Source organism: Sphingomonas sp. GV3, assembly GCF_031082075.1.
GTDB classification, from domain to species: domain Bacteria; phylum Pseudomonadota; class Alphaproteobacteria; order Sphingomonadales; family Sphingomonadaceae; genus Sphingomonas; species Sphingomonas beigongshangi.
Genome location: NZ_JARWLE010000003.1, coordinates 48,484 through 61,317 on the forward strand (window position 1 = coordinate 48,484; position 12,834 = coordinate 61,317).

Below are 12,834 nucleotides of genomic sequence, written 5' to 3' on the forward strand. Positions count from 1 at the left end.
GAGCAAGCGTGTAATTGACGATAAGGTAGCTGGATCATTGCAAAAAAGGCTGCGTGACGTGGAAACCGCCTATGATTGGCTCACCCTGGCAATATTCGCGGGACTGATCGTCCTGTTCCTCGAACGGTCCAACAAGGACGAGCCGACCGACCATCTGTGGCAGTATCTTGTTCCAGCCGTCGGATGCGCCCTCGCCAATTATGCCGGCAACCATGGCCAGGGCATCATCGGCTTCGTGATCATCGTCGGCGTGCTGGCCTATATCCATGTCGTCCTGAAACCCTCCGATCTGTGGCAGAAGCGTTAGGCCGTACCGACCAGCAACCGGCGCGCGGGCGGCGGAGCGGTACGGACCAGCTGCGCGGCGAAGGCCGTGAGGTCGCCGCGCGCACTCGCCATGTCGGGGGCTAATGTCGACACCCGCACCAGGACGCCATCGGGAATGACTCCGTTCAGGTTCGCGCGCAGCACGGCGACCCGCTGGCCGAGCCAGGTCGTCGGAAACGCGGCGCCGACCCGGGTCCAGTAGAGCACCTGTTCGGTCCGGCTGACGCCATCGGCGGAGAAGGTGTTGGCGGGAATGATGCCGCCGACGCCGTCCGGCATCGCCTCCACCACCGTCGGCGACAGGCGATAGCCGCCCGCCGGATAGCAGAATTCGGGTCGATGGACCTGCAGCATGCCGTCCTGGACGTTGCTGTAGGCGATCAGCAGCATCATCGGCATGCGGTCCGGCGCGACATAGGTCCGCGTGACGATGCCGCTGTACAGCGCGTCGGACAGGGCATCGGGCGGCGGCAGCACCAGGCCCGAGGAATCGCGGAAGGTCCAGTCGCCGATCCGCGTCGGCACGAGCCGCTCCAGCGTCTCCTTGCCGATGCGCGCGGACTCCGGCCTCGGCTGGCGCGCCATCGCGACGCCCCCGACGCCCGCCAGGGCCGCGCCCATCACCATGCTGCGTCGGGTGATCAGGGGTGAGGATGAAGGGGTCATGCCGTCCTCCGGACGATGAAGCGCCGCCAGACCGGCTCGAGCACGCTGTCGATGCCGAAGATCGTCAGCAGGGCGATCATGAACATCGTCAGGCCCGCAAAATTATGCAGGAAGCCCTGCGCCATCGCATCGCCGGCATGATAGGTCAGCAGGATCAGGATCAGCACGCGCACGAAATTGGTGAAGATCGCGACCGGCAGGATGAAGAGCGTCAGCAGCAGCGCATAACGCCAGTCCGCCTGGTGGCGCATGTAGACGTAGAACAGCGAGATGGCGGTCAGCGCGACGATCGAGTTCAGCCCCGAACAGGCGGCCGCGACGAGCAGCTGGAACTGGCCGACCTGGATGGTGACGCCGGCGCTGCCGATCGGATAGCCGAACTTGTAGAGCAGGGCGACGGCGGCTTGCGAAATGCCCGTCTTCAACGATCCGGTCATCGCCGCGACGACCGTGTCCGGCAACGGGAACATGAAGGCGAGATAGACGAACGGGAACCACAGCCGCCGCATCGCCGGCAGCCCGATCAGCGCATAGGTCGTCGCCAGCACGACCGCATACATCAGATAGCCCTGGATCTCGACGATCTGCGCGATCCGCGACACCAGATAGAGCGGCAGGGTCACGATCAGGCCGAGCGCCGCGAGGATCGCCGGAGGCGGGGCGACGAGTGGCCGCGCTTCCGGCCACAGGCGCCACAGCAGCCACAATCCGGTACACAGCACGATCGGCCCGTGCGCGCCGGATTCCGTGCTCCAGCTCACCTTCGCGACGAAGAGCATCGTCGGGACGACGACGAGCGCGAGCCCGGCCAGCAGCAGCAAGGGTGCGACCGCGGCGAAACGCCCCCTTCGATCGGATACCACCAAGGTCGCCATGACGTTCTTCAGACCCCAGCCCGATCTTGCCAGCATTCCAACAGCATGGCTTCCGAGGATGAGCTAGCATGGGCACCAGCGCCGGCCAAGCATACAGGAGGCGGGTCGCGACACGCGTCCCAATTCAGAACCTTTTGCCGTCGCGTTAAGCCTGTAACGCGCGATGACGCGCGCAAACTACTATCATAAACTGTTTTTTATGGTGTTGTGAGCGGTTCCGGGCGGCAAAGGCGCTTGTCTCCTTTCCTTGTCCCGGTACGAGAAGGGCCCAAACCCAGGGGTAGAACGAAACATGGCACGGCAATATGGCGCTCGGAAGCGCGTGATGGTGACCGGCGGAGCCGGCTTCCTCGGCTCGCATCTGATCGATCGGCTTATCGAACGCGGCGACGAAGTGCTGTGCCTCGACAATCTGTTCACCGGCACGAAGCAGAACATCGCGCATCTGCAGGGGCATCCGCAGTTCGAATTCATGCGTCACGACGTGACGATCCCGCTCTACGTCGAGGTCGACGAGATCTATAATCTCGCCTGCCCCGCCTCGCCGGTCCATTACCAGCACGATCCCGTCCAGACGACCAAGACCAGCGTGCACGGCGCGATCAACATGCTCGGCCTCGCCAAGCGGACGGGGGCCAAGATCTTCCAGGCCTCGACCAGCGAGGTCTACGGCGATCCGGCGGTCCACCCGCAGCGGGAGGATTACTGGGGCCATGTGAACCCGATCGGCCCGCGCTCCTGCTACGACGAGGGCAAGCGCTGCGCCGAGACGCTGTTCTTCGATTATCGTCGCCAGCACAATCTCGGCATCAAGGTCGTGCGCATCTTCAACACCTACGGTCCGCGCATGCATCCGTCCGACGGGCGCGTCGTGTCGAACTTCATCGTGTCCGCGCTGAAGGGCGAACCGATCACCATCTATGGCGACGGCACGCAGACGCGCAGCTTCTGCTACGTCGACGACCTGATCGACGGCTTCCTGCGGCTGATGGACAGCGCCGACGACGTCACCGGCCCGATCAACATCGGCAACCCCGGCGAATTCTCGATGCGCGAGCTGGCGGAGAAGGTGATCGCGATCACCGGCTCCAAGTCCGAGATCAGCTATCTGCCGCTGCCGCAGGATGATCCGAAGCAGCGGCGTCCGGACATCACCCGCGCGCAGGAAATCCTTGGGTGGCAGCCGACCATCGCGCTCGACGAGGGCCTGCAGAAGACGATCGATTATTTCCGCCAGATCGTCTGAACAACGGGCATCGGCGCCGGTGCTGGACGTTGACAAATTATCCCCCTTGTCTGGGGGTTACGTAGCGTTGATCCAATCTGACACAGCCGTCGTGACGGCGACTCAAGGTAATCCTTGCGCAATGCAATCTTTGCTACAGGTTGACGATCAGCGGTGCGCGGAGACGTGCGGACAATGACGGCGCAGATTCCAGTACGAGCGGGCGACCGCGATCCGGATGGCTGGTCCTATTCGGATACGCAGGCCATCCGCGCGACGCTCTATCTGGTGCTGGCGCTGTCCGATGCCGGCATCGTGGCGGCCGCCTTCGGCCTGTCGGACCTGCTGCGCCACGGCAACTTCACCGACATGGCAACGCTCAGCTACTGGCTGATCGTGCCCATCTTCATGGCGGCGAGCCTGTATGTCCGGGCCTATTCCTACACCACGCTGATCGCGCGCCATCTCAGCATCTGGAAGGCGGCCACCGCCATGGTCGGCGCGACCGCGGCGACGATCATGATATTGTTCGCCGCGCGCAACAGCACCGACATATCGCGCGTCGCCTTCTTCACCGGCACGTTGTTCAGCCTGGCCGGCCTCATCCTCATCCGGCTGCCGCTGCCGCTGCTGATCAAGCACCTGGGCTCGCACTTCTTCCGCCGGGTCCTGATCGTCGATGGCCCCTTCGACCATCCGATACCCGCGGACATCGAACGGATCGACGCCGCGGCTCTCGGCATCCAGCCCGAGATCACCGATCCCCTGATGCTGCACCGATTCTCGCAGATCGTCGCCGGCGCGGATCGGGTCACCGTGTCCTGCACGGCCGAGGAGCGCGAGCGCTGGTCGCTGTATCTCAAGAGCGTCGACTGCTACGGCGAACTGCTCATCCCCGAACTGCACAATGTCGAGCCGCTCGGCGATCCGTCGGGCCTGGGCCTGGCGAGCGTCTGCGTCTCGATCGGTCGGATGGACCTGCGCAATCGCCTGCTGAAGCGCGGGCTCGATCTCGTGCTGGCGTCCATCGCGCTGATCGCGCTCATGCCGGCGATGGTGATCATCGCGCTGGCGATCCGGATCGACAGCCCCGGCCCGATCCTGTTCCGTCAGCAGCGGATGGGCCGCGCCAATCGCCTGTTCGAGGTGCTGAAATTCCGCAGCATGTATGTCGACCTCGCCGATCAGCGCGGCGACCAGTCGACGCGGCGCGGCGACCCCCGCGTGACGCGGGTCGGCCGGATCATCCGGGCGACCAGCCTCGACGAACTGCCGCAGCTGCTGAACGTGCTGGGCGGGAGCATGAGCCTGGTCGGCCCGCGCCCCCATGCGCTGGGCTCGCGCGCGGGCGACAATCTCTTCTGGCAGGTCGATCGCCGTTACTGGTTGCGTCATACCACCAAGCCCGGGCTGACCGGACTGGCGCAGGTCCGCGGCTATCGCGGGACCACCGCGCGCGAAGACGACCTGATCAAGCGCCTCGAAAGCGATATGGAATATCTGACGCATTGGTCGCTGATGACGGACCTCACGATCCTGGCGCGGACCGTCTTCGTCATGCTGCACAAGAACGCCTATTGATCGCCGGATCGTCGCCGTCCCGCGGGCCGGGCCGCCCTCAGAACGGGATTTCGCCTTCGTAATTGCCCGCTTCGCTGTACCGGCAGACGAGCACGTCCTCGCGCGCGCCATGCGCCAGTGCGCAGCCGACCGAACGGGTCGCGCGCCACATCAGCTGGGTATAGTGGCCGACGTCGGCAACATGCCCGGTGATGCTGTTGTCGGGAAAGCGGCCGGGGCGGAAGACGCGCTTCTCCCGTGCCCAGGCATCGACCATCGCCTCCGGCGTGAAGCGGCCGGGCGTGCCGGCCCATAGATTCTCGCCCTCGGGTGCCGCCTCGTTCTCGGGCGCGTGACGGAACGTTCCCGTCGCGGCGAGATGATCCGCCCATGTCCTGGCGGACCTGGCCAGCGCGGGATCCCAGGTCAGCGCGGCGACATGTGCGTCCGCACGCTCCAGATTGTGGCGGGACAACAGGCGGGATGCGAATCCCTCGTCCGCCCCCATCAACAATGGCGCCGCCCCGAATGCGAGGATCGCAAGGACGGATCTGTGGCCGCGGGAAGTGCGGGAGAGCATGATATCTGTGCCTTCGCCGGTGCGAGCGAAGATCATGCCGATGCACGTTGACCACCGGGTTAGGGGGGCTGGTAAATGCGGGCTTAAGGGCCGCGACAGGAAACCTGGCCGTCTCCGCTGCGATCGCCACCCTCACAAGACCAGCGTGAACACGGGCGGCGACGATCCGCCGTCCGTATCGCATTTCGGCCTGCCGCCCGTCGGCCTTATCTGTCCGCGTGCGCCGGCCGCCCGTTCGATCATGCAGAATTTACAGCAACGGGCTGCGCGCAACACCGCCCCTCATCGCCGGATTCGACCGCTCCGCATCTTAGATACCTAACGTATCACTTTGGCACAGACGAATTTTAACCATCTATCGCACTGTACGAATCTTTAACGGCTTATTAACAAGACTCAGCCTTGCGACGGTGGGGCCTGACATAAGGGGCGATATCATGAAGACTCTGAAGCGTGTTCTGACCGCTGCCGCGCTGATCGGTGGCACTGCATTGTCGATGCCGGCTTCGGCCGCAAATCTGGTTACCAACGGCAGCTTCGAGACCGGTGACTTCACCGGCTATACGGCCAACGGTAATTTCCTGAGCGTCCAGACGAATCCTTTCGCCGGCATCAGCACGCCGTTCGGTACGCACTTCGCCGCACTCGGCACGACCCCGGCTGCTGGTGGCACGCTGTCGCAGACGCTGACGACGATCGCCGGCTGGACCTATACGCTCAGCTATTATCTGGCGAGCGACGGTGGCACGCCCAACTTCTTCAACGCCAGCTGGAACGGCAACGTCATCAGCGGCAGCGCGCAGACGAACATCGCGCGCCAGGGCTTCACCCAATATCAGTTCAACGTGACCGGCACCGGTAGCGACGTGCTGACCTTCGCCGAGCGCAACAACCCTGGCTTCCTCGGCCTCGACAACATCAGCGTCACCGCCGCGGTGCCCGAGCCCGCCACCTGGGCGCTGATGATCCTGGGCATGGGTGCGGTCGGCTTCGCGATGCGCCGCAGCCGCAAGCCGAAGGTCAACACGACCGTCAGCTTCGCCTGATCGCCGGTCTGACGGACCGGCAAGGCCGCCGCCCGATACGTCGGACGGCGGCCTTTTCCGTGTCTGTCGCAGTCGTGACGTCCGCTCCGGGCGAAGGACAGCACGTGATCGCCCGCAGGCCGGCCGATCCGACCGGCACCGACCGGGGGCTGACCCTTGTGGGAACCGGCTGCGTGCGTGGCTGTTTACCGGATATCCCCTTTACGCTCGACAGATGGCGCCTCACGCCCACCGTGAGGCGCCATCGTCGTATCTGGCCCTCGTCCGGGTGGGCCTGGGACGCCCCACACACCGTCCCATATTGGGACGCGATATTTAAGTCGCGAAATTCAAGGCATTTTTTGGAACTGAGATATGAACCCTTTGTTAACGCCTTGCTCGGGTGGGCCGGGCTGATCCTAAAGGGGATTTATATGAAGAAATTGCTTGGCTTGCTCGCTGCGGGCGCCGCCATCTGCGCCGCTTCGAACGCCAATGCCGCCACGATCGCGGCGGGTAGCTCGATCGACTTCACCGGCTATCTCAACGCCACGGGTGGCTCCAACCTCGCTACCGCGACGTCGCTGGACTTCCTCTCGAGCGCTGGCGGCACGGCAACGCCGGGCGTCGCGGGCGTCATCCCCAACTATGGCACGGGCAGCGGCACCTTCGCGGGCTTCTCCTGCATGACCGGCCCCTGCGGTACGATCCAGGACATCGCCAATTTCCGCGTCGGCGCGCAGTCGATCGCGAACTTCTTCTCCCTGACCGGCGGCAACAACACCTCGCCGATCAGCTTCGATCTGGCCTCGATCGACAGCATCGGGACGCTCGGTGCCAACATCCTCGCGTTCACCGCGACGGGCACGCTGCGCTACGACGGCTTCGACGCCACGCCGGGAACGTTCGTGTTCACCACGCAGGGCAACACCACCACGTCCTTCTCCGCCACGGCGCTGACGGCCGCAGTGCCTGAGCCGGCCACCTGGGCGCTGATGATCCTGGGCATGGGTGCGGTCGGCTTCGCGATGCGTCGCCGCAACACGACGACGCGCGTCCGCTTCGCCTGATCGGGCAAGCCCGAACGATCGGCCGCCGCCCGGTGACGGGTGGCGGCTTTTCGTATCTGCGGGCGGCCGATCGACGCCGTTTCGGCCGGTGTCGTCCAACTGTGCCGCAGCTGCGACAGAATATTTGCTAAGCCACGGAACCAACGGCTTATATCGCCATCCGTCCCGCTTTCCTTAACCAAATCACAAGGCCACGACCGCTACATCCACGACGATAGATCGTCGTTGGAGTGCATACATGTTCGTGGCCGATCGGTGGACGCACAAGGCTCGCCGCCTCGTCAGAAACAACCTGCGTGCCTTCAACCCCAGCCTTCTTGCCGCCTTGGTCCTGGCGGGATGCGGTGGTGGCGGCGGCAATGCGGCCGCGGGAATCGTCAGCGTCACCCCCAGTGGCGGCGCGACTCCGGCGCCATCGCCCAGCCCGACGCCGACCCCCGTGCCCACGCCTTCGCCTACGCCGACGCCCAGCACGACGCAGCCCAGTTCCGTCACGCCGATCGCCAGCAATTTCGACCGGGCACCGCTGATCGTGACCGGCTACGACCACGGCATCCCGGGCAATCTGCCGCCGTCCATGGCGCCCGACGTCGTCGGCGCGTTCCGCTTCATCTGCACCGCCGGCCAGATGAACTACGACGACCCGATCCTCTACCCAGGCGTCAAGGGCGGCTCGCCGCACCTCCACCAATGGTACGGCAATACCGCGGGCAACTACGCCTCCACCTATGCCACGCTGCGGGCGTCGGGGGACAGCACCTGTTCGAACATGCTCAACCGCTCGGCCTATTGGGTGCCGGCGCTGATGAATGCCGCGGGCAAGGTGATCCAGCCCGACTATCTTTCGATCTATTACAAGCGGCTGCCGGACGGCGACCCGATGTGCCTCAAGGAATCGGCCAAGGGTTGTACCGGCATCCCCACCGGGCTGCGCGTCGTGTCCGGCTATGACATGAAGCGGATGGGCGAGGCCCAGCCGGAGAACATCACGTTCACGCATCGGTGCATTTCGCCAGGCAAGCCGTCGATCCATCGCCAGACGCTGGCGGACGCGATCAGCGATTGCGGCGGCTCGGGCCAGATCATGACCGCGATCAACTTCGGCAACTGCTGGAACGGCCAGCTCGACAGCGCCGACCACCGCTCGCATCTCGCCCACGCCACTTATCAGGGGCAGGTCTATCCGGAATGCCCGGCGACGCATCCCTACCTCATCCCCGAGCTGACGCAGCAGATCGCCTATACGATCGCGGCCGACGACGGCGACGTCTGGTTCTCGTCCGACCGCATGAACGGCATGACGATGACGGGCGGCACGACCTTCCACGCCGACTATATGGAGGGCTGGGACCCGCAGACGCGCGACACCTGGACCAGCCAGTGCATCGGCAAGATGCTCAACTGTTCCGATGGCGAGCTTGGCGACGGCACGATGCTCAAGCGCGGACCACTGCCGCTCATCGCTTCGCCCAGGCTGGTGACACCGCCCGCACGCTCCTGAGGACAGGATCCGGGCGGACCACGGGTGCGCGGGGGCGGAGCGGTCCATCTCCGACACCGGCCGCCCCTGTCCCTCCAAGGGTCATCCGTCCTCTACCCGGCCCTTTTCCCGCATTGCACGACCCTGTCGAGTGATGATACGGCCGTACCGGCATTTCGGCGCTCGTTGCGCTTCTCCCGCCGAACAGCTTCACTTCACCGGCTTCGTTTCTCGAACGCTGCCACGATCCAACCACGCTGCCTGGCAAGCCGGCGCCACATGCCTCAGCAACGGGCGATCCGGCGATGCACCAGCGGCGCATGCGGTAAGCCGACGCAGGTCCGACTTTGCTGTTTCGCCCTATCGACATCCTGTGCGCCGCCTTCGGTACGGCCGTGATCGCATGGCCGGGCGCCGCTAGAGGCCATCGCCGATGACGACGGCGACAACGACTATGCCGCGCGATAGGCTGCTCGACGGGTTCCGCGGCGTGGCCGCGTGCGGCGTCGTCTTCAGCCATGCGCTCGCCTATCGCTTCGTCAATCTGGGTATCCCGGGTCTGCATACGATCGGACGGTTCGCCGACCCCGTATCCGAGGTGAGCGTCCAGATCTTCTTCGTCATCAGCGGCTATATCATCACCACCCTGCTCCTGAAGGAGGAGGGGAGGGACGGGCGCCCGAACCTGGCCGCCTTCTACGCGCGTCGCATATGCCGCATCCTGCCGCCCTTTCTCGTCCTGGTCGCAATCGTCTGGCTGCTCGACAGGGCGGGACTGGTCCGGCTCAGCGCCATGAGCGCGCTGCAAGCCGTGACGTTCACGTGCAATACCAGCCTTCCCGACTGCGACTGGTGGGTCGCGCACAGCTGGTCGCTGGCGGTGGAGGAGCAATTCTACCTCGTCTGGCCCCTGTTGTTCATCCTCACCCCACCGCAATGGCGCGCCGGATTGCTCGTGGTCATCGTCGGCGTCCTGCTCGGCGTCTTCCTCGCCCGGCCGCCGACATTCCATGCCAATGCGCTCTCGTTCGCCTGCATCGCCACCGGTGCGTTCCTGGCGACGAACGGCCGCGCGATGGCGCGCCTGGAGAAAGCGTCGCATCCGATCGGCTGGGCCATCGTCGTCGTGTTGCTGATCGTCGGGCCGTTCACGGGGATCGCGCGCATCGTGGCGACGACGACGCCCTTCCTGATCGCATATCTGGTTTTCACGGCGCGCCGAATCCCGATCGTGCACAGGGCGCTCACCAGTCGTCCAGTGCTGATCATGGGGGCCGGATCCTACAGCCTCTATCTCTGGCAGCAGGTCTTCTTCGCAAGACAGGACCTGTATCTGCAGGCCCAGTTTTCCCTGGTCCTTCTCCCCGTCGCGGTGGTCGCGTCCGTCCTGCTCGTGGAGAAGCCGTTCATCAAAGTGGGTCAGCGCTGGTCCCGCGCGCTGAAGAGGCGGGATGTCCGATCGACGGCCGAGGCCGAGAGGGTCGTCGGCCCGGGCCTGTAATCCGAGGGGCCACTAGTGTGCGATCCAGCAAAGCTGGATCGGCGCGGTACCGGCCCTCACCCCCACCCGACCGCCCACTCAGCGTATTCTGGATGGGCGGCCGGGTGGGGGTGAGGGCCGGTACCGCTTCCACGCACGTGGATCAGACTATGGGGCAAGACGCGGCAACGCCCAGGCGGCAAGTCATGCCGCCATGCGGGGCGCGGCGCTCAGATCGCCAGCCAGATCAGTCCCAGCACCGTCCACGGGATCACCGCCGCGGCGCCGATCGCCAACAGGCGCATGCGGCCGGACAGCGACCATTCGGGCTCGACCGAAACGCCGGTTCCAGGCTGCTGGACCAGTCCCTGGCCGGGAAAGACGATCGGATCGGGCGGGGTCAGCCCGCCGAGCGCCGAGGCGAGTTCCTCGGCGGTGAGCGGCGCGACGAACTGGCAGCCGTAATGGCCGTCGCCAGCGCGCTGCACGCGCGCCGTGCGCAGGCCGACGCCGAAGATGCCGAGCGTGATGGTGTCGCCCACCGCGAGCCCGCGCGCGGTCGCCGTGCGGAAACCGCTGGCGGACAGATCGTCGATGACGACGTCCTGCGGCTCGGCCTGCGGATTGCGCAACGTGCCGTCCAGCAGCACGGGATACCGTTCGGCCGAACGATCGTCATCATAGAGCTTGGCAACGAACGGCATGCGATACCCCGGCATTATCCAGGGACATGTTCGCCGCAAATGGTTGACAACCGGTTATCGGTCGCGGGGCCGGCACCACCGGTTGGTGTGCGATCCAGCAAGGCAGGATCGGGGCGGGCCGGCACCGCGCCCCGCACGTGGATCAGCCCCTAGAGGAACCGTTGCCCGGCGTGATCCTTGAAGAGCTCGGCGTTGCGGACATAGTCGGACAACACCTGCACCGACTTGTGGCGGCTGACCTCCTGCAGCTTGAAGATCGTCGCACCCTGCGCCGCGCCTTCGGTGATGAAGCCGGCGCGCAGCGAATGGCCGCCGAATGCCGCCGGATCATAGCCCGCCGCGCCGGCACAGGCCTGCACCAGCCGCGCGATCGCGCGGTCGGACATCGCGGCATCGGTCAGCGCGTCGCGCCGCGACAATCGCCGGAACAGCGCCCCTCCGTCATGGCCGGCCGCGGCCATCCAGGCGAGCAGCAGCGCCTTGGGGCGGATGCGCGAGCCCTCCGGAATCGCGATCGTCGCGCCCTCGCCGGCGCGATCGGTCTTCGAACGCGCGATCGTCAGGCGCAGGCCTTCGGGCGCCAGCGCGATGTCCTTGACCTGCAGCGCGACGATCTCCGACCGGCGCAGCGCGGCCGCCATACCGATCGCGAGGATCGCGCGATCGCGCACCGCGCGCAGGCCGTCGCCCTCGATCGTCGCCAGCATGTTGCGCAACGCCGCGGCATCCGCGGGCGCCTTGCGCCGCTTTGCCCGGCCGTGTTCGGCGCGGATGCCGGCGAGCACCTCCGCCAGTCGCCCGGCGTTCGGCAGCGCGGTCGGCGCGGGATACCCCGCTGCACGGTGATGATGGCCGATCGCCGCGATCCGTCGGTTGATCGTCGCCGGATTGCGCCCGGCGACCGCCTGATCGCCCGCGAACACCGCGACGACCTCCGGCGACGCCGGCAGCGCGTCGAGCCCGTGCGCGCGACACCAGTCGGCGAAGATCGCCCAGTCGGACGCATAGGCCCGCCGCGTCGCCTCGGACCGCGCCGCCTTCGCATAGGCTGCCGCGCGCTCGATCTTTTCGTTGAGGATGGCCGGCAGGACCGGCTGCCGCGATGCGACGGGCAAGGCCGGCGGCCGATCGCTCGATAGGTCGGGAGGCACGGACGCGGTCATCGCCCCCCTGTGCCACGCCGCGGCACGTGACGCCAGCGCGACGTCCGAGAATCATTGTTATCGGACACAACAAGGCTACCGGGTGCCATCGCCGGCAGCTTGTGCCAAGTTCGAGCATACCGCCATTGTGAAGAATCGAGGCGGTGAGCGCATACCTGTTCACGGTACAACGGCCATGAAACCCGGCGATTGTGCCATCGCCATGAGTTTCCACTCCTAATGCGCTGACGGACTTGGCAGCATCGACGACGATGCAAAATCCCGTGGCGGTAACGAAACCGGTGAGATCGATACGGGGTGCAGGTGGTTGCATCGTTCCAGTCGGTTGGGTGAGGGCTACGTTGCGTAGTGGTCGGCGTCGGCAGTCAACCCCGTCGTAACACAGCCCGCTTGCTTACGCCTGCATGTACCGTCCCTTCGCAGCGAAATAGGAAGGGCCCCGCCGGTCAGACGATCCGGGCATGGAGCTTCAATATATTCCCGTCCGGCGTCTCGTCATGCGCGCGGGTGGTAACCCGATAGACGACGCCCTCATTGTCGAAGGTCAGGTTAATCTGTGGCTCGCCGTCGAAGTCGTGATCGAAACTCCGGTCGTCGCCTTCGACCATCACGCGATAACGGGTCATAAGCGCCTCCTTATATTGCTCCCAACGCACGATCCTGCAATCCGGATGCAGCT

The 12,834-nt window shown here is 65.5% G+C and carries 13 protein-coding genes; 7 read left to right on the forward strand and 6 right to left on the reverse strand.

Annotated features, from left to right (window positions below; genetic code table 11):
* Positions 1-58 precede the first annotated feature (58 nt).
* A complete protein-coding gene (locus tag RF701_RS17150) occupies positions 59-307 on the forward strand; it encodes an XrtV sorting system accessory protein (protein WP_287978683.1) in 249 nt (82 codons plus the stop codon).
* On the opposite strand, the gene epsI is transcribed toward RF701_RS17150, so the two are convergent.
* Both epsI and xrtV read right to left on the reverse strand, forming a co-directional pair.
* Positions 304-993 carry an exosortase-associated protein EpsI, V-type gene (epsI, locus tag RF701_RS17155; protein ID WP_308815750.1) on the reverse strand — a complete coding sequence of 230 codons (690 nt, stop codon included), beginning with the start codon at positions 991-993 and terminating at the stop codon, positions 304-306. The two genes, RF701_RS17150 and epsI, sit on opposite strands and share 4 nt — an antisense overlap.
* Positions 990-1,868 carry an exosortase V gene (gene xrtV, locus RF701_RS17160; protein ID WP_308815751.1) on the reverse strand — a complete coding sequence of 293 codons (879 nt, stop codon included), beginning with the start codon at positions 1,866-1,868 and terminating at the stop codon, positions 990-992. The genes epsI and xrtV overlap by 4 nt, the downstream gene beginning before the upstream one ends.
* A gap of 292 nt (positions 1,869-2,160) precedes the next feature.
* Here xrtV and RF701_RS17165 point away from each other — a divergent pair, with 292 nt between their 5' ends.
* On the forward strand, positions 2,161-3,114 hold the full coding sequence (locus tag RF701_RS17165) for a UDP-glucuronic acid decarboxylase family protein (RefSeq protein WP_288934093.1): 954 nt from the start codon (positions 2,161-2,163) through the stop codon (positions 3,112-3,114).
* A gap of 174 nt (positions 3,115-3,288) precedes the next feature.
* On the forward strand, positions 3,289-4,674 hold the full coding sequence (locus tag RF701_RS17170) for a sugar transferase (RefSeq protein WP_288934094.1): 1,386 nt from the start codon (positions 3,289-3,291) through the stop codon (positions 4,672-4,674).
* 37 nt (positions 4,675-4,711) lie between these two features.
* Here the strand turns inward: RF701_RS17170 and RF701_RS17175 are convergent, their stop codons facing one another.
* Positions 4,712-5,233: a CAP domain-containing protein gene (locus RF701_RS17175; RefSeq protein WP_308815753.1), complete on the reverse strand. Its 522-nt coding sequence runs from the start codon at positions 5,231-5,233 to the stop codon at positions 4,712-4,714.
* Between the two features lie 437 nt (positions 5,234-5,670).
* Here RF701_RS17175 and RF701_RS17180 point away from each other — a divergent pair, with 437 nt between their 5' ends.
* From RF701_RS17180 to RF701_RS17195, 4 genes are all read left to right on the forward strand, one after another.
* Entirely contained in the window at positions 5,671-6,279 is a 609-nt protein-coding gene (locus tag RF701_RS17180; protein WP_308815754.1) for a PEPxxWA-CTERM sorting domain-containing protein, read from the forward strand.
* Between the two features lie 413 nt (positions 6,280-6,692).
* Positions 6,693-7,328: a PEPxxWA-CTERM sorting domain-containing protein gene (locus RF701_RS17185; protein WP_288935723.1), complete on the forward strand. Its 636-nt coding sequence runs from the start codon at positions 6,693-6,695 to the stop codon at positions 7,326-7,328.
* Between the two features lie 238 nt (positions 7,329-7,566).
* Complete coding sequence (locus RF701_RS17190; protein ID WP_308815755.1) at positions 7,567-8,829, forward strand: DUF1996 domain-containing protein; 1,263 nt, start codon at positions 7,567-7,569, stop codon at positions 8,827-8,829.
* 412 nt (positions 8,830-9,241) lie between these two features.
* Positions 9,242-10,309: an acyltransferase gene (locus RF701_RS17195; protein WP_308815757.1), complete on the forward strand. Its 1,068-nt coding sequence runs from the start codon at positions 9,242-9,244 to the stop codon at positions 10,307-10,309.
* 209 nt (positions 10,310-10,518) lie between these two features.
* Here RF701_RS17195 and RF701_RS17200 read toward each other — a convergent pair whose 3' ends face one another.
* From RF701_RS17200 to RF701_RS17210, 3 genes are all read right to left on the reverse strand, one after another.
* Positions 10,519-10,992 carry a PilZ domain-containing protein gene (locus RF701_RS17200; RefSeq protein WP_308815758.1) on the reverse strand — a complete coding sequence of 158 codons (474 nt, stop codon included), beginning with the start codon at positions 10,990-10,992 and terminating at the stop codon, positions 10,519-10,521.
* 149 nt (positions 10,993-11,141) lie between these two features.
* The gene (locus RF701_RS17205) at positions 11,142-12,155 is read right to left on the reverse strand and encodes a site-specific integrase (protein ID WP_308815760.1); all 1,014 of its coding nucleotides are present in this window, start codon (positions 12,153-12,155) and stop codon (positions 11,142-11,144) included.
* Positions 12,156-12,601: 446 nt separating this feature from the next.
* Positions 12,602-12,781, reverse strand: coding sequence for a hypothetical protein (locus RF701_RS17210; RefSeq protein ID WP_308815761.1), 180 nt, complete (start codon positions 12,779-12,781; stop codon positions 12,602-12,604).
* Between the last annotated feature and the right edge of the window lie 53 nt (positions 12,782-12,834).